19 protein-coding genes and 2 pseudogenes are annotated in these 22,495 nt (G+C 63.6%); 5 read left to right on the top strand and 16 right to left on the bottom strand.

Features of this window, described 5'->3' with window-relative positions; genetic code table 11:
• The first annotated feature begins 105 nt into the window (after positions 1–105).
• The 4 genes from B4400_RS18630 to B4400_RS18615 all read left to right on the top strand — a co-directional run bounded on the left by B4400_RS18630 (position 106) and on the right by B4400_RS18615 (position 3,552).
• Positions 106–1,290 carry an NAD-dependent formate dehydrogenase gene (locus tag B4400_RS18630; RefSeq protein WP_078310524.1) on the top strand — a complete coding sequence of 395 codons (1,185 nt, stop codon included), beginning with the start codon at positions 106–108 and terminating at the stop codon, positions 1,288–1,290.
• A 155-nt stretch (positions 1,291–1,445) separates the two neighbouring features.
• Positions 1,446–1,820, top strand: a complete 375-nt coding sequence (locus B4400_RS18625; protein ID WP_078310519.1) for a DUF4345 family protein — start codon at positions 1,446–1,448, stop codon at positions 1,818–1,820.
• A gap of 4 nt (positions 1,821–1,824) precedes the next feature.
• Positions 1,825–2,193: a hypothetical protein gene (locus B4400_RS18620; protein ID WP_078310516.1), complete on the top strand. Its 369-nt coding sequence runs from the start codon at positions 1,825–1,827 to the stop codon at positions 2,191–2,193.
• A 78-nt stretch (positions 2,194–2,271) separates the two neighbouring features.
• Positions 2,272–3,552 carry an acetyl-CoA C-acyltransferase gene (locus B4400_RS18615; RefSeq protein WP_078310514.1) on the top strand — a complete coding sequence of 427 codons (1,281 nt, stop codon included), beginning with the start codon at positions 2,272–2,274 and terminating at the stop codon, positions 3,550–3,552.
• Positions 3,553–3,620: 68 nt separating this feature from the next.
• Here the strand turns inward: B4400_RS18615 and B4400_RS18610 are convergent, their stop codons facing one another.
• The 10 genes and pseudogenes from B4400_RS18610 to B4400_RS18565 form a co-directional block, all read right to left on the bottom strand.
• A complete protein-coding gene (locus B4400_RS18610; RefSeq protein ID WP_139361477.1) occupies positions 3,621–4,418 on the bottom strand; it encodes a mannan-binding protein in 798 nt (265 codons plus the stop codon).
• A gap of 18 nt (positions 4,419–4,436) precedes the next feature.
• Positions 4,437–5,114, bottom strand: coding sequence for an Rv1363c family protein (locus B4400_RS18605; RefSeq protein ID WP_078310511.1), 678 nt, complete (start codon positions 5,112–5,114; stop codon positions 4,437–4,439).
• Positions 5,115–5,151: 37 nt separating this feature from the next.
• Positions 5,152–6,402: an MlaD family protein gene (locus B4400_RS18600; RefSeq protein WP_078310509.1), complete on the bottom strand. Its 1,251-nt coding sequence runs from the start codon at positions 6,400–6,402 to the stop codon at positions 5,152–5,154.
• Positions 6,399–7,742, bottom strand: a complete 1,344-nt coding sequence (locus B4400_RS18595; protein WP_078310507.1) for an MlaD family protein — start codon at positions 7,740–7,742, stop codon at positions 6,399–6,401. The genes B4400_RS18600 and B4400_RS18595 overlap by 4 nt, the downstream gene beginning before the upstream one ends.
• Positions 7,742–8,872, bottom strand: a complete 1,131-nt coding sequence (locus B4400_RS18590; RefSeq protein WP_078310505.1) for an MCE family protein — start codon at positions 8,870–8,872, stop codon at positions 7,742–7,744. Before B4400_RS18590 ends, B4400_RS18595 begins: the two co-directional genes overlap by 1 nt.
• A complete protein-coding gene (locus B4400_RS18585) occupies positions 8,869–9,915 on the bottom strand; it encodes an MCE family protein (protein ID WP_078310502.1) in 1,047 nt (348 codons plus the stop codon). The genes B4400_RS18590 and B4400_RS18585 overlap by 4 nt, the downstream gene beginning before the upstream one ends.
• Positions 9,908–10,966, bottom strand: a complete 1,059-nt coding sequence (locus B4400_RS18580; RefSeq protein WP_078310500.1) for an MlaD family protein — start codon at positions 10,964–10,966, stop codon at positions 9,908–9,910. The genes B4400_RS18585 and B4400_RS18580 overlap by 8 nt, the downstream gene beginning before the upstream one ends.
• Positions 10,963–11,502, bottom strand: a pseudogene (locus B4400_RS18575) (mammalian cell entry protein); the annotation flags it as partial. The gene B4400_RS18580 and the pseudogene B4400_RS18575, both read right to left, overlap by 4 nt.
• Positions 11,495–11,917, bottom strand: a pseudogene (locus B4400_RS18570) (ABC transporter permease); the annotation flags it as partial. The pseudogenes B4400_RS18570 and B4400_RS18575, both read right to left, overlap by 8 nt.
• A 1-nt stretch (position 11,918) precedes the next feature.
• Positions 11,919–12,776 carry an MlaE family ABC transporter permease gene (locus tag B4400_RS18565; RefSeq protein ID WP_070951523.1) on the bottom strand — a complete coding sequence of 286 codons (858 nt, stop codon included), beginning with the start codon at positions 12,774–12,776 and terminating at the stop codon, positions 11,919–11,921.
• A 431-nt stretch (positions 12,777–13,207) separates the two neighbouring features.
• Here B4400_RS18565 and B4400_RS18560 point away from each other — a divergent pair, with 431 nt between their 5' ends.
• Complete coding sequence (locus B4400_RS18560; RefSeq protein ID WP_078310493.1) at positions 13,208–15,586, top strand: hypothetical protein; 2,379 nt, start codon at positions 13,208–13,210, stop codon at positions 15,584–15,586.
• Here the strand turns inward: B4400_RS18560 and B4400_RS18555 are convergent.
• The 6 genes from B4400_RS18555 to B4400_RS18530 are packed head-to-tail and all read right to left on the bottom strand — an operon-like array spanning position 15,583 to position 21,881.
• Entirely contained in the window at positions 15,583–16,728 is a 1,146-nt protein-coding gene (locus B4400_RS18555; protein WP_078310490.1) for a glycosyltransferase, read from the bottom strand. The genes B4400_RS18560 and B4400_RS18555 overlap by 4 nt on opposite strands.
• A gap of 11 nt (positions 16,729–16,739) precedes the next feature.
• Positions 16,740–17,351: a YdcF family protein gene (locus tag B4400_RS18550; protein WP_078310486.1), complete on the bottom strand. Its 612-nt coding sequence runs from the start codon at positions 17,349–17,351 to the stop codon at positions 16,740–16,742.
• Complete coding sequence (locus B4400_RS18545) at positions 17,338–18,342, bottom strand: CgeB family protein (protein WP_078310479.1); 1,005 nt, start codon at positions 18,340–18,342, stop codon at positions 17,338–17,340. Before B4400_RS18545 ends, B4400_RS18550 begins: the two co-directional genes overlap by 14 nt.
• A complete protein-coding gene (locus B4400_RS18540; protein ID WP_078310474.1) occupies positions 18,339–19,637 on the bottom strand; it encodes a lipopolysaccharide biosynthesis protein in 1,299 nt (432 codons plus the stop codon). The genes B4400_RS18545 and B4400_RS18540 overlap by 4 nt, the downstream gene beginning before the upstream one ends.
• The gene (locus B4400_RS18535) at positions 19,630–20,814 is read right to left on the bottom strand and encodes a glycosyltransferase family 4 protein (protein WP_078310468.1); all 1,185 of its coding nucleotides are present in this window, start codon (positions 20,812–20,814) and stop codon (positions 19,630–19,632) included. The genes B4400_RS18540 and B4400_RS18535 overlap by 8 nt, the downstream gene beginning before the upstream one ends.
• A complete protein-coding gene (locus tag B4400_RS18530; RefSeq protein ID WP_078310612.1) occupies positions 20,811–21,881 on the bottom strand; it encodes a glycosyltransferase family 4 protein in 1,071 nt (356 codons plus the stop codon). Before B4400_RS18530 ends, B4400_RS18535 begins: the two co-directional genes overlap by 4 nt.
• Positions 21,882–22,495: the final 614 nt, after the last annotated feature.

Raw genomic sequence — 22,495 nt, 5'->3', positions numbered from 1 at the left:
GCACGCCGGACACTGAGGATACGTCGATAAGGACGCATCGGATAGCTGAAAGGCAATCTGCATCAACAGAACTGGCGGCCCTACGACCGCCGCAGAGGAGTGGTCATGGCGAAGATTTTGTGTGTGCTCTACCCCGATCCAGTGACGGGCTATCCGCCCGTATACGCCCGGGATTCGATCCCGGTGATCGGTGAGTACCCCGACGGGCAGAGCCTGCCGACCCCGTCGGCCATCGATTTCACCCCGGGTGAGCTGCTCGGATGTGTATCCGGGGAGCTTGGCCTGCGCCGCTACCTGGAAGGGCAGGGGCACGAGCTGGTGGTCACCTCTGATAAGGATGGTCCGGACTCGGTGTTCGAGAAGGAGCTGCGCGACGCTGATGTGGTGATCTCCCAGCCCTTCTGGCCCGCATATCTCAGTGCGGAGCGGATTGCCAAGGCCCCCAAGCTGAAGCTGGCGTTGACGGCAGGTATCGGCTCGGACCACGTAGACCTGGATGCGGCCATCAAGGCGGGTATCACCGTCGCCGAGGTGACGTACTGCAACAGCATCAGTGTCGCCGAGCATGCGGTCATGCAGATCCTGGCGTTGGTGCGCAACTACCTGCCCTCGCATCAGTGGGTAGTCGATGGCGGCTGGAACATCGCCGACAGTGTTGAGCGTGCCTATGACCTCGAGGGATTCGATGTCGGCATCATCGCGGCCGGCCGCATCGGACAGGCGGTCATGCGCCGGCTCAAGCCATTTGACGTGCGGCTGCACTACTTTGACACACGCCGGCTGCCTGCCGAGGTGGAGCTGGAGCTTGGGCTCACCTATCACCCGGATGTGCAGTCTCTGGTCGGCTCCGTCGACATCGTCGACATCCACGCCCCGCTGCACCCGCAGACCTACCACCTGTTCGACGCGAACCTGATCAACTCCATGCGCCGCGGCTCGTACATCGTGAATACCGCGCGTGCCGAGATCATGGTGCGCGATGCGGTGGTCGACGCCCTGCGCAGTGGACAGCTTGCCGGTTACGCCGGCGACGTCTGGTACCCGCAGCCTCCGGCCCCCGATCACCCGTGGCGCACCATGCCGCACGAGGCGATGACGCCACACGTCTCCGGCACCACGTTGTCGGCGCAGGCCCGGTATGCGGCCGGGACCCGGGAGATCCTCGAAGACTTCTTTGAGCGGCGGCCCATCCGTGACGAATACCTGATCGTTGAGGGCGGCCAGCTGGCCGGTACCGGAGCCAAGTCCTACACCGCGGATGGCTCGGCCAGCCCCGGTGCGGGTACTTAGGCGCCGCGGAGGAAGCCATGAGGCCGCTGTCGGGGACTGGTTCCCGGGCAGCGGCCTGGCTAGCGGCGCATATCAGCAACAGTTGGCATGGATCCGGTGAGATCTGGCACCGATTGGCAGTGTCAGGACCTCCTCGTCCTGGCACCATCGCCTTCATGAGCCACAACACAACACTGCGTAAAGCGGCGGCCGGGTTTTACGCGGGAATCGGCATCTTTGCCCTGGTGAAACCCGCGCTGGTGCCGCAGATGTTCGGCGGCGACGCACCGACCAGCGAGTCGCGCACCGAGATTCGCGCCGTGTACGGAGGCATCCCGTTGGCCTTCGCGCTGGCCCTGGCGCAGGCTGGTGACGACAGCCCCCGATCCACCGGTCTGCGTGCCGCAGTTCGTTATGCCAGCTATGGCATGGGGCTGACGCGATTGGCGTCGGGCGGGTTTGAACGTCGGGTAAGGCCGTGGCCCACCGGATTTTTCGCAGCGTTGGAGATGGCCGCGGGTGCGGCGCTCACGGAGCGATCGGACACCTGACGATATGAGCCTCAATGGTGCATTACGAGGAATCGCGGTCGGACGTGTCGCTTCGGGAATCGTCGGTCTGGCGGCACCGCAATTGATGGCGCGATGGAGTCGTGTGCCAGTCACCCCTGAATTGTCCTATGTGACAAGGATATTTGGTGCACGCGCGATAGCGCTGGGCGTGGGGTACCTAACATGTCCTGAGTCGGAGCGGCCGCGCTGGCAGCGATTGGCGCTGATGGTCGACACCATCGACACCACTCACGGTGTCGCCCACGTGGTGCGCGGCGATCTGCCGCGACCGGCGGCGGTCTTCTGGGCGACATTCACCGGCGGCTTTATGGCCTTGGGTGCCTCCAAGCTTGCCAGTGATGTGGTGTCCTGACCGGTGGGATCGATGCAAATCTTTACGCTTGATACACCGGCGTAAACGGGAAACTGACCCGCGAGTAAGCTCGCCGCCATGACCGCTCCTGCCAAGCGCCGCGCCGTCATTGTCGCGGGCGCGCGCACTCCGTTCGTCCGGGCCTTCGGCGACTTCACCCGCATCGACACCATCGCACTGGCCGATGAGGCCGTGCGTGGTCTGCTCGACAACACCAAGATCTCCTCCCATGAGATCGAGGCCATTGTGTGGGGTGGTGTCATCCTGCCCGCGGGTGCGCCAAACATCGCTCGCGAGATCGCACTCGATCTCAAGCTTGGCCACGGCGTCGAGGGGCACACCGTCACCCGTGCGTGCGCGTCCGGTCTGCAGGCCATCACCACCGCGGCCGCGGCGATCGAGCGTGGCGAGTACGACGTCATGATCGCCGGTGGGTCCGATTCCACTTCCAATGCCGGAGTCAACCTGCCGCAGAAGCTCATTCACGCCGCGGCCCCGCTCGCCCTGGGTAAGCCCAAGCCGAAGGACTATCTCGACGCCGCGCTGAGCCTGGCGCCGTTCACCGGACTACTGCCGCGCAGGCCCAAGATCGAAGAGCGCACCACCGGTGAGGTGATGGGGGAGTCGGCCGACAAGATGGCCAAGATCCACGGCATCACCCGCGAGGCGCAGGACGAGTTCGCAGTGCGCTCGCACCATCGCGCGGCCGCCGCCATCAAGTCGGGACGGTTCGATCGTGAGGTGGTGCCCGTCAACGGCGTCACCCGCGACGGACTGGTCCGTGAGAACACGAGTGTGGAGAAGCTCGCGACGCTGAAACCGGTCTTCAACCGCGACGGCACGGTGACCGCCGGTAACGCCAGTCCGCTGACCGATGGGGCTGCCGCCGTGCTGCTGATGAGCGAGGAGAAGGCGCGTGCGCTCGGTCTGCGACCGTTGGCCGCGTTCCGGTCCTGGAGCTACGTCAGCGTCGATCCCGCCGACGAGGTGCTCATCGGGCCGGCCATCTCCATGCCTCGGGCGCTGGAGAAGGCGGGATTGACCCTCGCCGACGTGGACTACATCGATATTCACGAAGCCTTTGCCGCGCAGACCCTTTCGGTGCTGGAAGCGCTCGGCTCCAAGAAGTGGGCGGCCGATCGGCTCGGACGCTCGGAGGCCGTGGGCACGCCCGATATCGACAAGGTAAATGTGCACGGCGGCTCGGTGTCGATCGGTCACCCGTTCGGTGCCACCGGCGCCCGGATGGTCACCACCATGGCCAACGAGCTGGCGCTCAGCGGGAAAAACACCGCGCTGCTGGGCATCTGTGCGGCCGGTGGTCACGGCGCCAGCGCCGTGCTCGAACGCGTCGAGTAATCCTCCAGAAACGGAAAATGCCCGCCTACAAGCGTTGTCGCTCGTAGGCGGACATTTTCAACTGCGTTCTAGCCTCCGTACCCTGGCTTCAGGATCGGGGCGATGGCGCCAATCGGGATATGCGCTTCCACCGTGCCGCCGTCCATCGAGTACACCCGCTGGCCCGGGGAGTAATCGATCGGATAGTCATGGGCGACTGGATAATCCGGCATGTAGATGATCAGCTCATCCGGTGTCAGCGCCCAGGCCTTGTACGCGCCTGAATACACCTTGTCCGGAGTCCACCGGTCGGGCGTGAACGGATAGGTCTGCGGGGTATGACCCGGCGCCGCCCGGTCCAGTGCCTCGATGATGAAGGGCTCGGCGATCGGCGGGATGGCGTTCAAATCGCCACCCTTGAGAATGTCGGCGAGCGTCAGGCGCTTACCACCGTCGTAGTTGAAGGTCCGGTACGCGTTGTTCACCTGCGGGCCATTGGCGTGGTAGTCCTCGTGAAACACGATCGAGGTGGTGCTGCCGTGGTTGAAGATCTGGAAGTTCTCCTCGCCATAGCTGTCCTGAATCATGTCAGCGCCCTTGGCTTTCCAGTTGTTGTACAGATTGCGCAGGTACTCACGGATGGCGGGGTTGCTGTCCACCAACTCGGGGATGGCGACCTTGATATCGCGATCTGCCTTACGCGGTGAGGTCACCACTGTGTGGCAGTAGAGCCCGTCGAAGTTGCCACCGAGTTCGCCGCAGAAGGACTGCGCCGATGCAGACGCCAACGGCGCGCTACTGATCGCCGCGCTGATTACCAGGGCGGCGGCTGCCCCTCCCGTAACCCCTCGGGCTACCCGCCCGGTGAAGAGCTTAGAAATCCGCATGATGACCTTTCCGGCGGTTTACAGGTACTCCAGCTTGCTCGCTAGCCAACGGCCATCGATCTTTTCCATGGTGATCTTCATCCGGCTACGGTCGATCCGCGGATCGGGCCGCTGGGTGTTGGTGATGCTCTGATCGACCATCATCAGCAACACGACCTTGTCCGGAGACTTGTATTGGATCGCCGAGTTGACGACCTTGCCGTGTGCGGCGGCCTTGTTGTCGATCAGCAGCTGACGCAGCTGCACGCTGGCCTTGGTGAACTCGTTCTTGAGATCACCGGTGGATCCGTTGAGGATCTGCCGGAAGTTCTCGTCCACGCTGTTGGTGTCGATGCTGGTCAAGACCTCCGTAAAGGGGACAGCGATCTCCTGAGCCTGTTCGCCGGCCGCGTCGATCTGGTGTTGCTGCCAGACCTTCCAGCCCACGACACCCGAGAACACGAGAGCGCCCACCAGGATTGCCGCGACGGCCCCGATGACGGCGTAGCGCACCCACGTCACTGCTGATGGCGAGCCCTTCTCGTCGTCAAGGCTGGGCGCATCCGAATCAGATACAGCTGTCGATTCGGCATCGTCGGTCTCGTCGGTGTCGGTCGAGTCGGTCTCCGCGGCGGTGTCCGCGGCTTCCTTCTCGTCGACCTTGTCCGTGTCGGCGTCGCTTGTGGAGTCGACGTCTTCTTTGGTCATAGCGACCACGGTAGTAGCTCCTTGAATCTGATTCGCAGGTCAGGCGTCAACGCGGGGGTTCGATCGGCAGTGTCGGTCCACCATAGGTGGTCGGTACCTGGAACCGGCCCTTCGGTGTCGGATCGGACTTCTTCCCCATGTCGGCGCCCATGGGCGGTCCGGCGGTGTCGTCGCCTGCTGGTCGTGGCGCATTCTTGGCGCCACGGATCAAGACCGCCGGATCCTCGTCCGCGCAGTAGTTGGCGTAGAGGAACGGCTCGGGGTAGTCGGCGGCCGACAGCGGCAGCCGTGGCGTCGGGTAGTCGCACACGTAGCGCGGGTACAGATCGGCGGTGGCCCAGATGCCGCCGTCATGCATGATGCTCATCAACGCGTCGAACACCGAGGCCCGGTAGTTGGGGAACAATGCATTGAGGGCGGGAACGCGCAGGTAGAGCAGCCGCGAGGCGGTCGCCAGGTTGCCCAGCAGGGTCACCATGGTGTCCGAGTTGTCGGCGAACAGGTTGTCCACCGCTCCCAGGGTCTTCGGGGTCTGATCGACGAGGGTGCGGTAGCCGTTCTGCATCTTCTCGATACCGCGCAGGGTCCGGCCCAGTTCGTTCGCAGTGGACTTGATACCGGAGTTCTTGTCGGCCGCCAGGGTCAGCACCACCCGGCTGGTCTTGAGAAGGCTGGTGGTCTCCGGCAGCACCGAGTCCAGGGTGCTCAGCAGGAAGGTGCCGCCGTCGATGATCTCGGTGAGCTTGCGCGGCCCCTCCTTGCTCAGGCTCAGTTCCTTCTTGATGAGCTCGAGCTTCTTGGGGTCTATCTGTGCGAGCAGGCCGTCCGCGTCGGCGAGCAGCTTGGCCAGCGTCACGGGCACCGTGGCGCCCTCGGAGATCACGGCGCCGTCCTTGAGGAACGGGCCCTGATCCGAGACACCCTCGAAGTTGATGTACTGCTCGCCCGCGGGGGACAGTCCGGTGACGCGCACCTTGGCGGTGACGGGGATCTTGTACTTCGACTGGATCTCGGCGACCGCGTCGACACCCTGCTGGGTGATCGCCAGCGATTGCACCGTGCCGATCTTTACGCCGCGCAGCGCGACGTCCTGGTTGGGCAGCAGACCGCCCGATTCCGGAAGCTGCACCTTGACGCGGTAGGTGCCTGAGAACGGGCTGATGCGCAGGGCACCCACCGTGAGGTAGGCGATCGCGATCAACAGCACCGATGCCAGTGCGATACCCGAGAGCACCATCTTCTTGCGGTGCCCGGCACGAATGGTGCCGACGATGCCGTTGGCGAGGGCGTTGATCACTGGCCCATCACCTCCGGCCCGGGAGCGGGCGCCGGTGCGGGCGCCGGTGCGGGTATCGCGCCGGGAGCGGGAGCCGACGCGGGATTGGCCTGCCCGGGAGGCGGCGGTACCGGAGCTTCCGGGTTGGATGTCGCCGGCGGGGCGGCTCCAGGCGGCGGGCCCGGCACGCGTTCGATCACGCCCGGTTCGGTCGGGCTCGGCCGCATCGGGACGTCTTCGCCGTACACACCCTTGCCCACGACGCGTTCTTGCAGGCGCCACAGCGTGTACTTGAAGGAACCGACCAGCTGAGCCCAGTTGTAGCGCTTGGGCCCGTGCGAGCCGACGTCACCTTTGAATCCGGCATCGGGAATCGACCCCAGGACCAACCGGTCGATGCTGACACGCACCGAAATCGCGTTGCTGGGCGTGGATTTGATGAGCGTGGTGATCTGCCGGTTGAGGCCGTTGATATCAACTGTCGGATCCTGCGCGATGTCGTTCCACGACTTGGCGATCGTGTTCGCGTCCTTGATGAGGCTGTGCCCGCTGGTATCGGTGCCCGCGATCGACGGGAACTTCTGCAGCTGTTTGGTGGTGGCGCCGATCTGGAGAACCAGTTGCGAAAGCTGAGCGGTGTTGGCGGCGAGCGCCTCGGTGGCCGGATCGGCCTCTTTCACGATCTCGGCGAGCGTCTGGTTCTTGGTGTCAAGCTGGTCGGCTAGCTGCGCGGTCTGGGTGAGAGCCTCCGAGATCTGCGCGGATCGCGTGTTCAACGTTCCCAGTAGGCGGTTGGAGTCCTTAATCAGATCGCCGAATGCCTGGCCCTGATCGCCGGTCGCCTTACCGAAGCCGTTGATGACGTTGGTCAGGTTGCGCACCGCTCCTCCGTTGGAGACGAGCGCCGCCGAGCTGAGTACGGATTCCACCGTCGCGGCGGCCATCGTCGAATCGAGCCCGATGGTGTCGCCCTCCCGGAGGATCGGTGAGTCCGACGTCGCACCGGCCGGGGGGCGAATGGAGACGAAGACGTCGCCGAGCGGTGTCGCGGAACGCAATTCGGCGGTGCTGCCCTTGGGGAGCCGGACTCCGTGGATGATGCGCAATGTGGTGATGGCGGTGTAGTTACTCACTCGCATGTCGTCGACCTGGCCGACGTCCGCGCCGGCCAGCTTCACCTTGGCGTTGTTCGGGAGGTTCAGGATGTTCGAGAACAGGGCCGTCAGGTGGTAGCCGCCAGACCCGACGCCGGGGGCCGGCAGCGGCAGGTCACCCAGGCCGTTGGTTCCACATCCCGACAGCATGGCGGCAGCCAGCATCGTTGCCGTGCCCACCGCCGCCAGCCGCTTGCGTGTAGCCATCACTTTTGCCCCATCGCCGCAAGCCCGTCGAGCACGTAGGACAGGCCGAAATCGGGTCCGTAATCCTGCAATGTTCCTGTGCTGCAGCCCAGTTGGCGCAGGCCCATCATGTTGCAGATCTCCTTGGCGGTCTGACTCTCGAACAGCAGCTTGTCTGTGAGGAACCGTGCGCGCAGCGACCCGTTGTCTTGGTCGATGATGTTGTACAGGTTCTCCACTGCCAGCGGCGCCAGGTCGAGGGTCTCGGCGAGTTCACGCTGGTCGTCCGAGACCGTCTTCAAGGCTGTGTTGCCGTTGAGGACCGCGGCCTTGATGTGGTCGCGGTTGGCCTCCAGGAGGTCGCCGGCCTGCTTGACCAGATCGTTGAGCTTGCGGCCGGTGTTACCGGTGCCGAGAGCCTCGTCGTCAATGATGCTGCTGAGCTGGTGAATGGTGGTGGAGAACTCGCGCAGCTTCCCGTCGTTGGCGGCCGCGGCGTCAAACAGCGAGCTGACATTCTTGATGATGGTGGTCATCTGCTCGCGGGTGGTGACGCCGCCTTCTGAGCTGAGCCGCAGCGCTTTCGACAACTCGTCAAGACCTGACTTGATCTTGTCGCCGTTGCCGTCGGCGACTCCAGCGGCCGCATTGATGATGTCGCCCACTGGTCCCTGGCCGTTGCCGTCGCCCTTGAGCGATACCGACAGCTTGTCGAGCACGCCCAGCACACGGTCGAACTCCACCGGCGTCTTGGTCTTGTCCAGCCCGATGGTGTCACCGTCGTTGAGCGTTGGCCCCCCGCGGTAAGGCGGGGACAGTTCGACCTGGCGGTCGGTCAGGATCGATGTGGAGAGGGTGACGGCCTGCACGTCGACGGGCACCTTGACGTCCTTGTCGACGGTGAACTCCACGTCGACATACCCCGAGCGGGGCGTGATCTTTGTGATCGTGCCGACCGGCATACCCAGCACCGCAACAACATTCGACTCGTAAAGACCTGAGGCGTTGTCGAACTGTGCGGTCAGCGTGATGTGATCCAACTGCGACTTCACGTAGTACGCGCCCGCGCCGACGATCGCCGCGGCCACGACAGCGATCGCCGCGATGACAGCGATGGCTTTGCCTCTTCCGGCACCCTTGCCGCTACTCATTTGCAGTCCTTGAAGTACTGGATCATGCCGAATTGCTTGGCCCGACCGCTGATTGCGCACATCCAGGAGTCGACCGCCAGTCCGTTGGGTGCGTTGAACTCGATGGCGTTACCGGTACCGGTGGCGTTGGTCACGCCGCGCAGCGCGACGGGCGCGACCTGCAGGATGCTGCGCAGTAGGTCATCGTGCTGGCCGAGCATGTCGGTGAGCTGATGCAGCGTCTTGAGCATGTCGTCAAGCTGCGGCCGGTTCTTGATGACGATCTTGCTGAGCTGTTCGACCAAGTTGGTGAGCGACTGCATCATCGCGTGGAATGTGCCACGGCGGACCACGAATTCACCGATCAGGCTCTGGCCCTGGTTGATCAGGGTGCCGATGCCCTGCTGCTGATGGTGCAGCGTGTTGGTGACCTTCTCGGTGCTCTTGAGTAGCGTGCCGAGTTGGTCGCGTCGTTCGGCGATGATGCCCGACAGGGTCTGGATGTTCTGCATGGCCTGGGGGACCACCTCGGGCAGCCCGTCGAGCTGCTTACCGAGAATGCTCAACGACTGTGCCACCTTGTCGAAATCGACCTGGTCAAAGGTGTTTGTCACGTCCTTGAGAGTCGCCTGCAAGTCGTAGGGGACCTCCGTGTGGGCGAGGTCAATCGTCTTGTTGGGCAACGACCCCGGTCCTTCAGGGCGCAGGTCCAGGTACCGCGAACCGAGGATGGTGGTCACCCGTATCGAGGCCTTGGTGTCCTTGCCCAGCTTCACGTCATCACTGACCGAGAGCTTGGCCTCGACGTGATCGCCGACCAGTTTCATGCCGGTAACCGTTCCGAGTGGGATGCCCGCCACGGTGATCGGCTGCCCCGTGCGCAACGACGCGGCCTGCGCGAACTCAGCGGTGTAGGTGGTGTAACCGAAGCCGATGGACTTGACGAGCAGCATTCCGCCGACAAGAGCGCCGATCACAGCGATAGCGATGAACCCGAGCCACGTCTTGTTATAGCTCTCGACCGGCCGGTTCTTGATCTTCTGCCATCTTGTTTGCTCAGCCATCGGCCAGGTTCCTGCATCGCGGGGTGTGTTGGGTGACGTTGCCCGGGGTCGCCGCATTGACGATGATCGGCACCACGTCGTTGAGGCCCGGGAAGAAGCCGGTGATGTTCAGGTCGCAGATGTAGGCGTTGCCGTACGCGCCGTCACCGGTGATGCGGGCCAGGCCTTTGAGCAGCAGTGGCAGGTTACCGCCGAGGAAGGCCAGCTTCGGCTCGATCTGGACCATGTGCTTGGCGAAACCGGGCTGACGAGTGATGAGCTCGTCGAGCGACGGGTAGACCTCGTCGGTGATCTTCGATACCCGTCGCAGGGTCTGCGCCAGTGAGCCCACCGAGTTGACCAGCTCTGGACGGCGAGAGTCGAAGTCCGCCACCACTTTTCTGGTGTTGGTGATGGCCTTGTCGAGACTGTCGTTCTGCTGCGCCAGGTTGCCCGTCACTGTGCTCAAACTGGTGATCACGTTGCCCAGCACCTGGTCACGGCCCGCGAATGTATTTGTCAACGTGGAGGTTTGGTCAACCAGCGAGGTGATCGAGGCCTGATCGCCCTGCAGCGATTGGATGACACCCTTGGTGAGGTTGTCGGCCTGCTCGGGTGAGAGTGTGCTGAACAGCGGCTCGTATCCATTGAGCAGAGTGGTCACGTCGAAGGATGGATCGGTGCGTTCCAGCGGAATCGTGGAACCGGCGGCGAGCACATTCGTGTCACCCGTCTTACCCAGCGACAGACCCAGATACCGCTGACCGACGATGTTCTGATAGGTCACCGAGGCAAGGGTGTTGCCATACAGCTTCTGGTCGTTCTGCACGACGAAGTTGACCTTGGCCTGGTTGTTGTTGACCAGCTCGATCTTCTCGACACGCCCCACGCGCACACCGGCCATGCGGACGTCGTCACCGTCGCGCAACCCGTACACATCGGTGAAGACCGCGGAATACGCCGTGGTCCCGCCCGCCACATCGCGGCGCAACGTGGCGTACACCAGCCACGTCAACACCATCGCGATCGCCATGAAGACGACGAGCGCGATCAACGGACCACGGAACTTCATGCGGTTCCCTCCTTCGCGAGCGAGACCGTGGTACCCCGCACGACCGGGCCGAGCAACAGCTGCGTGGAAGAGCTAGCAGGCTTGTCGGTGATGACACTGAGTTGAGCGCGTTCGACCATGCTGCCCACCGGGCCCACAGTTCCGCCGAACGATGCCGGGGCGATCGGTGCGCCGCCGCCGTCACGTGCGCCGGGCGCAACCGGTGCGGCGGGAAGCGGTGGTGGCGGTGGTGGCGGCGGTTCCACGTTGTCCGGATCCGCGGTCCCGGGGACACGCGGCACCGGCACGGACTGCCATGGTGGCAGCGGCGGGTTCGGGTCAGTGAGGTTCGGACCACCGGGCGGCACCACATACGGCGGGCCGACCGCGATCAGATTTCCATTGGGGCCCACCACGGTTCCGCGCGGTGGCTGCAGGTCCGGAGGCACCTTGTAGTTCTGTGGCAGTAGTTCTTCGGGTAAGTCAGGACGTACCACGAGCTCGGGCGCGGTGAAGCAGCTCGGACCCTTGAGCTCGCCGTACCGCGGGCATGGCGCCGAGCTGTGCGGTGAAGCGGCAGCCGGCCTGGGTGGCGAAGGCGATCGCGGCCATGATCGGAGCGAGTTCGCGGGTGTTGACCAATGACGAGATGATGCCGGTGGCCGGTCCCAGGCCCAGCAGATCCAGGAAGTTGTAGCCCTCGATGGCCACCAGTCCGCCGGCGATGATGCCGAGGACGATCATGACGCCGGCGGTACCGCCACCGACCACCAGAGAGCCATTGCCCCAGGCGATATCGGACAGGTGCCGCAGGAACTCCTTCCGGTAATGCCGGAACACGATGGGGACGCCGGCGATCGCGCGGAAGAAGAACGCGACCATGTGGCCCAGCCGGGTGATCGGCTTCTGTGCCTTGTTGTAGATCCCGACGAAGGGTCGCGCAATCGGGGGTACATAAGTTGACGCGGTCATGTCACAGCCCCGTCCGCGGGAACATCATGATGTACAGCTGGCTGATGGCGAGGTTCACCGTCATGAGCAGCAGGATCGATTCCACGACCGCCGCGTTGACGGAGTTGGCGACGCCGATCGGGCCGCCCTTGGTGGACAGACCCTTCTGGCAGGCCACCACTGCCACGATGGCGCCGTAGATGACGGCCTTGATGAGAGCCAGGATCATGTCTCCGGGGGTAGCGAAGGCGGAGAAGGTGGTGACGAAGCTGCCCGGGGCGCCGTTCTGCCAATAGACATTGAAGAGGTACGCGCCGAGGAAGCCGACGAAGCAGACGACGCCGGTGAGCGCGATACCGATCATGATGGCGGCGGCGAACCGGGGGACGACGAGCCTCCGGATCACCGAAACGCCCATGACCTCCATGGCGTCGGTCTCCTCGCGCATGGTGCGTGAGCCGAGGTCGGCGGTGATGGCCGAGCCCACGGCGGCGGACATCAAGAGGGCGGCTACCAGCGAGGCGGCCTGCCGGATGATCGCGATGCCACTGGCCGCGCCGGCCAGTGAGGTCGCACCGACCTGTCCGGCCAGCAGCGCGAACTGGATCGAGAGTGTGACACCGATCGGCAGGGTCACCAGGATGACGGGGACGACGGCGGTGCCGGCTTGGAAGGCGCCCTGTCTCACGAACTCCTGCCATTGGAACTGGCCCGTGAATAGGTCGATGAAGAACCACTGAATAGTGCGGACGCCGAGCATGAACTGCTCGCCGACGGTCTTGAGTGATTCAAGAGGGTGACGCTTGACGTATCCGGTGGTCCAATCCTGGATGGCCGCGACGCCATCAGTGGTGGCGTGGCGCTCGTCCTGTGTGGTCATCGCAGGCGGCCCACACAGACGCAGCTCAGAGTGGTTGCGGCTACGGCGATCAATACAGCTCCCTGTGTGACCTGGGACACAAATCCCAGCAATCTACGAGTACGTCTCGGCCATCATGGGCTATCCGGTTCCTGGATGCACACGAATCGCGAAAATGGATTCACGCGTGAACGTAAATTGACGGTCGTCTACTGGGCTTGTAGTACCCCGGCGGCCAGGTGATTGGAGTGTTTGCTTCGAGTGCCTAGTTGCTCGACGTAAACGCTTGTTGACGGATCTGGCAAACTTTCGTCAACCACTTTGCGTGAGTACGGCCCCTGCTCGCGGTGAGCGCAGCGACCGAGGCGAGTCTGGGCACGCAGTGTTACCAGAAAAATCGCAGGTAGACACGATTTTCAAATCCCGGCTATGAGGTGGGTCACACGTTTACAGTGCTGCTCACGTTTCAGGTTTCCTCAAAGGAGAGGGTTGCGGTCTTGTCTAAGCGACATCGGAAGTCATCCACAAAGGTCGTTGTCCAACGCACCGTGACCGCGGCGGGGGCCGTCGCCGCGACTGCCAGCTTGGCTTTCGTCGCGCCTACCGCGCAGGCCGCTGCGGCGGCACCGGACTACAAGGGTGCGGTCACCGACTATAAGAACGCACTCAATAACTACTTATCCGGGACTAATGCGATGGGGTCGGCGGTCGGGGGAGCGTGGAATCCCCTCGCGCAGGGATCCGGCGGATTGCTCCCGACGTTCGGCACGACCCTCACGCACTCGAATCTGACCAAGATCGCCGATCTGCCCGATGTGCTGCGGAACCTCGCGAGCACCCCGCTCCCGACGGCTGTTCCCGGGGTCATTCCGGCCATCAAGATTCCCGGACAGGGTTTCGTCGATCTTCCGCTGCCGACGACCATTCCGGGTGCGAACCTGGTCAATGGTCTGGCCAACGCGCTGGACACCGTGTTCAACAACCCGATCATTGGGCCGATCGTCGACCAGCTGCCGCCCCTGAGTGACATCGTCGACGGGCTGATTGCCGAGCAGGACAAGTTCACGGCGGGTTACAACTGGCCGCTGTTGCAGGCCGGTGGCCTGACGACCATCACGAACACCTTTGTGCAGACGCCGAGCGGGCTCAACATCAAGATTCCGGCCTCGCTGGACCCCTTGGGGATCTTGCCTGATTCGGTTCGGATCCTGCCCGACGGCACCTTGCCCAACGTGACGGCCTGGGTCCCGATGGGCGCCGGCAACTACACGTTCCCATTGGGAATGGAGACGGGGTGGTGGGCGACAGCACCCACCCTGGTCGTCGACGGCGGGGCGGTGAACGTTCCGCAGACCGTGCTGTCGATCCCGATGTGGGCCAACGGCATTAAGGCACCGCTTGGGCTGGGGCAAGCCGGTCAGTTCAACGCGCACGTTCTCATCCCGACGCAGAACGGTATCTACTCGCCGATCGGTACGACGCTGTCGAACTTCTCCATTCCGATGCTCGGGCTCGGCATGGCGAATCTCAACGTGACGACCGGAAACTACATTGGCACCAACGGATTCAACATCAACAACGGGCAGAACGTCATGGTGTTGCAGACGCCGTTCTCTGGGGCGTTGCCGATACCGATCGTCTACTCGTTGGGTGGGTTCAACATGGGGACCGAGGGGATGGGCTTTACTCTGCCATCGCTCTTCGGTGTTGGTCTCATGCCGACATTCCAGCTGGGAACGGCGCCCGGAGCCAATACATCTCTCGGAATCATCCCGCCAAACCTGATTCCGACGGGCGGCATTGTGCCCACCCAACTCATCACTGTGTCTGGCTTGATCAGCACGGCGCTCGGAATCCCTGATCCGACGGTCGAACTCGCGAAGGCGCTCACTCCGTTGTACAAGGGGTTGGTCACGCCCGCCCTGACACCGATCTCGGACCTGCTCACCCAGCAGTACGGGAACCTGTTCAACGGGGCGGCCTCAAATACCTTGCAGGCCTCCAAGTTCTACAAGGACGTGATGACGCAACTCGGCAGCCTGATCGGCACCGCCCCGGCGCCGCTGTCGTCTCCGGCGCCGAACGCCCTTGCGGCCGCGGATACACCGGCAGCCAAGCACATTGAGGCTTCAGCGCCGGCGGCCAAGGAACTGGGCGCCCCGACGGCCCCCGAGGTCAGACAGGTCGACGCTCCGAAGTTGGATCTCGCCTCGAACCTCGTCGCCGCCAAGGAGAAGGTCGTAGAGAAGGCCACGCCTGCGACACATTTCGCGCCCGCGCCCACACCCAGCGCGTCGGAGTCCAGTGCCTCCGCGGTCGGTGAGCCCGCGGCTCAACCGGCTGCTGATCCGGCGAAGGACATCGCGAAGGACGCCCCCAAGGTAGAGGCGAAGGACGACCCCAAAGATAAGGAGAAGCCCACCAAGCCGGTGGTGAAGGAGAAGCTGCAGGACAAGATCGACAAGGCGAAGCAGTCGCTCGCGGAATCGGCGAAGGGCACTATCAAGCAGACCAGGGGTGCGATTACCTCCACGGTCACCAACACCGTTGAATCCGTGACATCCGCGCAGGCCGAATCCAAGACCGCCGAGGCGAACAAGGATTCAGTCAACTCGTCCGTGGCCAAGAACGACTCCGACGGCGGAAAGCACCACGACGACTCCTCGGGTGCTTCGAACAAGGTCAAGGTCGCGGCGCCCAGCGACTCGGGCGGCAAGCACCGCACATCCGACGGCGGCTCCCATGGATCGAACGCCGCTGGTGGCTCGGACGGTTCGGGCTCCCACAGCGGATCCGGTTCGAGCGGAGGAAAGCACGCAGCGGGCGACTAGGCGTGCACGGCCCCCAGCACGGTGTTGGCGATCCGGGAACGGAAAGCCTCGGGTGAGAACCCGCACGCGTGCGCCCGGATGGCGTCGGTGTTGTAGTCGGCCGGGTTGAAGTCCCGCATCAGCGCGGCCAGCTGTGCTACGACGGCGTCATCCAGGCCGGGCTGCACGTGCTCACCGGTGACACCCGGATCCACCGTGTCCAGGGCTCCTCCCGCGCCCAAGGCTAAGACCGGTGTCCCGCAGGCCATTGCCTCCACCGGGACGATGCCGAAGTCCTCCACGCCGGGCATGAGCAGGGCGCGGCATCGCCGGTACATGTCGAGGAGGACCTCGTCGGATGCGGCGCCGAGGAAGGTGGTTTCGGGTCCGGCGATGGCCTCAAGGTGATCGCGGAATCGTCCCTCTCCCAACACCACCAGGCGGCAGTTGGCTCGTTGAGCCGCGCGGATGGCCAGGTCTGCGCGCTTGTACGGGACGAGTCTTCCTGCGCACAGGTAGAAATCCTCCCGGGGTATTGAAGGATCAGGAGAGAATCGGTCGATGCGCACGGGCGGGCTGATCACGGTGGACGGCAGCCCCCACCACTCGCGAATCCGCTCGGCCACGGCGTGTGAGTTGGCGATGACGTGCGACAGGCGAGGTGCTGCGCGCAACTCTCCTTGGCGTGCGAGCTTTCCTAACGCGGACAGGGCGATTCGTCCTGCGCGGCTTGCTATCTCGTGATCGCGAAATGTGCGATCCCATGCCCAGCGGGCCGGGCTGTGCACGTACGCGACAACGGGGGCCTCGGTGGCGAATGCTGCCTGGGTGGCAAACGAGTGATGGCTGATCAGCACCGCATCGACATCGTTGCCGATCGGCAGTCTGCCCAGGGCGCGGGGCACCAGCGGAAGTAGTGGTGCGTGCGACCTGCGCCCGGTGAGGGCGTAGGCATCGTCCAGCCAGGTCCCAAAGATCGGCTCGTGCGCTGTGCCGTCCAACCGGCCCGCGGCCTCCATCACCTGTCGTCGGCACTGGGGTTCGGTGATGGGCGCGAACACCTTGGCCTGCGGCCAGGTCTTCATGAATTCGGCGACGACCAGTTCCGAGCCGCCGAACTCGGTGAAGCGTTCGTGCACGATCGCGATACGCGATGAGTTCATGTGATGGCTCCTCAACATCCGGGGGTCAAAAAGGCCTTCACGTAACTGCCCGACTGGCGGACGAACATCCACGACCAGAAGGCAACTCCGGAAGGTGCGGGACTGGCGACCATGGTGAGCTCGCCATCGAAGCACTTTCCGACGATGTAGCGGGCACGCGAAACATGCGGCGTGAAGGTGATGACGATGATGTGATGCCAGCCGAATTCCTGTGCCTTCTCGCGTATTTCCTGGGCTTCGCCCTCGGTAGTCCAGGGATCGGGGATGAAGCAGCTGACCGTGAAAGTGAAATGACCCTTGCAGTATTTATCCATGTTGCGGTCATTCGCCCCGGTCGACTGCGCGATGAGCAGGTACGGCGCGTATCCACGCTGTGCGAGATCCAGCCCGACATCGAAGCGCTCGTAGGGTGTGCCACCCAGTACCACGATGGCATCGGCCGGCCGTAGCGGATCAGTCTGCGGATTCATGTACACCCGCCAACCAGCTGTCACGAACCCTGCGATGAGCACCGTGACGGTGATGCAGGCCAAGAGGATCCGCCTGCGCCACCATGGTCTGTGAGCCGTGGTGGGTGCTGAGGGCTTATCTATCGGTGCTTCCGTCGCGTCACTGAAGCTCATCGATGATCTCCCTGGCACGGTCGACATATCGGTGTGGTTCCTGTGTCACGCGAAGATGGCCCGCTTCAGCGATCTTGGCGGCCTGCGCGGGGTGGCACGCACACCAGTGCAGAATCTCGCGAAGTTCGGCCTCGTCGGAGAAGAGCAGGCATTCGGTTCCCTCGTTGAGCAGTTCACTGTGTTCGTCGGTACGTTCCCCGACGAACAGCCCTCCGCACGCCGGTATTTCGAAGGTTCGGCAGGTGTGAGTGTCACGGTTGTCGGAATTCAGCAAGACCAGGTTCGCGGTCACCGATGCCACGGTGGTCGCGAAGTGATCGCCGTAAACGGCACCGCCAATCGTGGCGCCGGTGGTCTGTAGCGAGGGCATCCGTCGCCAGCCCGGACCGCGAACCAACAGATCCTTCCCGTGCTCGCTGCCGAGTCGGGCGATCAGGCCGGATCGGTCCGGGCGTCTGGCGCCGATGAATCCCACAAGGTATTGCTGCGCAACCCGTTTAGCACAGGGGCGATGCCATGCGGGGTCGTAGGCGCTGCGTACGAATTTCACCCGACGCGCAGCCCGGGTCTGCAACTCCGGCAGGTTGTGGCGTTTGGTGGTGACCACCAGATCCCACCCGCTTTCGTGTGTCAGGTAATCGGCCGTCGTGTTGTAGGGGTTCCCGACGTCATCCGGGCTGTAGTGCACGTGGACGGCTGCCGGAACCTGAAGCAGCCGGGCCTGGTCCAGATGTATGGACTTGAACCCGAATAGCACGTCGGGGACGAAATCTCGTGCGATACGGTCGATGTGGTCATGTACAGAGTTCTGCAGCCAGGGAGCACGCCGGCGCATTCCCTTCGAGTACACCCACGCTGGCGACAGCCTGGTGGGCAAGGTGACCCGCGTAGTGTCGACGACGACCACCTCATGGCCAGCCTGACGGAATCCGTCTGCCATCGACCTGGCATTGCTGCCCACCCAGTCATCCCCGATAAACAGGATCTTCATCGAGGAACACCTTCTTGTGTCATGTCGGCCGCGACGTCCACGTTCCGCTCCTGTCCTGCCAGATGCCTCACCCGGACCAGATACCAGATGGCGACACAGAATTCGGCGCCAATGACACCGCCGATCAATGCCCACACGGAGTGGCTCCACGAGGCAATGATCAGGCCTGCGACCGAGGCGGCCGTCCCCACTATCGACGCGATGAGAACTCCATGGGTGTCCTGACGCACCGGTAGTAGCGCGGTGCTGATGTATGAACTGATCGTGCTCGCTGGAAGAATGAGAAGCTCGGCGCGCAACAAGCCCACGGCCCCAAGGAATTCACTTCCGAAGACGAGGTGAACGATCGGTGCGGCCAACACCCAGAGCAGGGCTGAGGCCACCACGGCCACCGCGACAGCGCCGCGCAATCCCTGAAAACCACTGCGCCAGAAGTGCTCATGCCCACTGCGCTTTGCCATCCGAGGCAGCAGGACCAACCCGATCATGTCCAGAAGCGATTGCATCGCCCGGACAAGACGGTCGCTCGCCGAGAACAGGCCCAGCGACACGGCGTCAAGCACGGCGGAGTAGATCGCCGGCGCTCCTTGCCCATACCCAGTGGTGAGAAGTCGCGAGGTCACGATCGGCCAACTTGTGCGGAGGATACGGCCGGGTGTGTACGGACGGCATAGGGCGCCGAAGGTCCGAAGGCTGTCCCACCAGGTGCCCACGACCGTCAAGATTGAGGAGCCCAGCAGGCACAGGATCGCGGTGGACGCGTGCGGGGAGTGTGGTAGCAGCACGATGAGGAGCACGAGATAGGCGATGCGCCCCGAACCCTGGTAGATCGCCGACGCGACGAAGCGGCCCTGTCCGATGAGCAGCCAGTCGTCGGAGGTGGCCCAGAGCCCACCGGCGAAGAGGCCCAACAGAATCATCTGGACGTACGGAGGCACTCCGGTAATCGACCCGGCGCCGAATGCGGCTCCGAGTATGGACAGGGTCATGAGCCTCAAGACCAGATAGTCGGTACGGACCTGTTGGAGTTCGGCAGGAGTGTCGCGCAGTGCGGGCAGCCGTGCGGCGAGAAATGGTGTCATGCCCAAGTCGACGAGAATGGAGCCGAAGAAGTACGCGGCCATCCCCACTGCCAACAGGCCCATTCCCGCAGGACCCAGGATTCGGGCCAGCAGCGGCACCGTCGCGAATGTCACCACGTACTGCCCGTACTTGCCGAAGACTACCGCCCCGAAATCCCTGGCCAGCCTCCATATCCGGGGGAGCGTTGCGCTACTTCGAGGTCCCTCAGACATGGCGCTCTTCCGTCGATGCCGCGGTGTGGCGGTTGAGGACCTCCGACAAGAACGACGCGACGGTCTGCGCCGAATCGGCGATATCGAACCTTCTGGCCCGGGATCGTCCGGCATGCGCCAACCGGATTCGAAGTTCACGGTCTTCGATAAGACGATCGAGGGCATCAGTCAGTTGATCGGTATCGCCTGCGTTGACCAGTAGCCCGTGAACCTCGGGTTCGATCGTTTCCGCTGGGCCGCCGGGCTGGCTGGCGATCACTGCGCAGCCCGCGCGTAAACCCTCGACGACAACCTGCCCGAATGGCTCGGCGATGACCGAGCAGTGCACCAGGATGTCGGCGATGGACAGGATGTCGGTGGGGTCGTCGACGTGGCCGGTGAATGTCACGGGCAGCTGTAGTTCGCTTGCCAGGTGCTCTAATTCGGTGCGAAAGGGCTCCTCGCCGAAGAAGGTGCCGCCGACGAGATATGCGCGGTGGGGCCGGATCTTGGTGTTGGCGAGTGCCCGTAGGAAGACGTCTTGTCCCTTCCACTGTGTCAGCCTGCCGACGACGGCGATTACGGTCTCGGAGGGAGGCCGCTGCGGCACGTGTTCGGTGTCGGGGGTCCGCAGAAAGTCCAGTCCGGGATACGCCACGACACCCGGACGGCGCCGTGGCCGCAAGGACTCTTCAGTGGACCGGCTGTTGGCGATATACCCGTCGGCAACGATCATGCCGAGTGTGCGGATAAGGAAAGCCAGTGTGGCGCCGAAGTATTCGGCAGATATCCTGTCGTGCACGTGCCATATCAAGGGTATTCGTGCCCGTTTGGCGGCAACCGCAGACATGATGAGCGCCTTCGTGCTTCCCGCGACCAGTACGTCGGCACCGCTTTCGCGTACGGCGGCACCCAAATTCCACCCGAGACGAATCAGTGCCACGGCCCCGATGGCCCGGCGGAACCATCCGGAACTGCGGATTGTCACGCTTCGGCTATCGAAAGTGTTGGTCAACAACGAAGTTGGTATGCCCCGCGACCTCATCGTGCCCACCATGGGACCGTCTTCGGTGTAGATCATCGACGGTTCGATCGGGTATTCGGTGGGTGCGTCGCGTAGCGCCGACAGCAGTCGCAAGGTCGCCAGCTCTGCGCCGGATGGAGCCGCGGTGTGGGCGACGAACATCGCATGGATCATGCGCTCAGCTCCGAATACACGGCGTGGTGACGCTGCGCGGCAGTGGACCAGGAGAAGGTCTCGGCGTGCTGGCGGCACTGCTGCGGGCTGGGGAGAACGCCCTCGAGCGCCGAGATAAGACGTGCTGCAAGTGCTTCGGCATTGTCGGAGGGCACGATCAATGAGGGGTCCAGGCCGCGCACCGCATCGGGAAGCCCGCCGCAGTCGGTGACCACCGCGGGCCGGCCGGTGGCCAGGGATTCGAGTGCGATCAATCCGAAACCCTCAAGAGCCACGGATGGCACGACGGTGAAATCGGCGAGCGTGTAGAGCTGCGTCAGGGTCGGGTCGTCGACGCGCCCGGTGAACTGGATGCTGTCGTCCAGACGCGCGGCCGCGACTTGCGCCCTCAGGTCGCTCTCGGCAGTGCCCGTGCCGACGATCATCAGGCAGGCATCCGGATGCGTGGATACGACCGCCTGCCACGCCTCGATAAGACGATGTATTCCCATACGGCGTTCGAGCCGTCGCACGCACAGCACCGTTCGCCGGCCGGTGGGTGCATCCAATCGTGGCAGCAGACCGAATCTGTCGAGGTCGACACCGGGTGCGATGACCTCGATGCGATGGGCGGGTATCCGATAGTCCTCGATCAGAACGTCGCGAAATCGATCGGACAGCACAATCAACCGCTCGGCGCCGGCGTACCGGAGACGCTCGACAACGTACTTGGCGTGTGACCGGAGGGCCCCCGCCCCCGCTAACCTGCTCTCGGCCGCCCATGGCCCGTGAAAGTGCACAACCAGTTGGCTGCGGGTGCGCCATCCGGTGGCCGATGGCCCGTAGAGACAGAAGTGGCGATCCAGAATGTCGGGTCGCCGCAGCCCGGATCGATCGTTGAATGCGGTGAGAACCCGGGAGCGGGTGGGCCCGCCAGTGGGGCCCCAAGACCGTCCGCCGTCGGACGGCTCCCCGAATGCGGTGGCCGACAGTTCGATGTTGTCGCGGTGGCGCAGCGCCGTGAACAGGTCGGTGAAGTAGCGATTCAGCCCGCCGGGCAGCGATGAGAACCACTCGGATCCGGTCATGTGCACTTTGATGGGCGGCATCTCAGACCTCGCCTCCACTGTTGCATTCTTTGCTCTCGACGATCGGCGCGGCACCGGGACGACGTCGCGCGTCACACACCGCCGCCCGTGCCTTCGCCACCGTGCGCATTCTCGGTCGGGAGCTCGGCCCCCGTGTCTCATGTTTGTTCAACACTCGACCCGCACGGCACGCGTGCACGTGATCGGCGGTCGGCTCATTATCCATCGATACTCGTATTGCCTGAGTAGGCCAAATAGCATTCGCAAGTATCGCGGTGCTATTCAAATCTGGAATTCTCGGGCGCACCGATGTTTAGATGCGCCCAGCGCTCATCGCCAGATGACCAACCCATCTCTAGCCTGCAACACATGGTGCATGGTCCGCAACCTGAGAACAGAGGCGCGCCCATTCGTGGCTGGATGTGGGCGTATCTTGATTTTGCCCGCAACGATCGAGACAGTGGTGGGTGAGATAGCGCTGTACTTGATGGAAGCTGGTGAGTTCCACGTTGCTAGGACTGCCTTGACCTGGTTATGTTATGAAAATGTTACTTGCCGGTGAGCGTTGTGTGATTGGCGTAAAAATTAGCAAAGAGCCGCCGCTGGAGATGTTT

The sequence above is a fragment of the Mycobacterium sp. D16Q13 genome (genome assembly GCF_002013375.1).
Lineage (GTDB): Bacteria > Actinomycetota > Actinomycetes > Mycobacteriales > Mycobacteriaceae > Mycobacterium.
The sequence above is the reverse complement of the archived record's forward strand: the minus strand, read 5'-3'. Positions and strand labels throughout refer to the sequence as shown.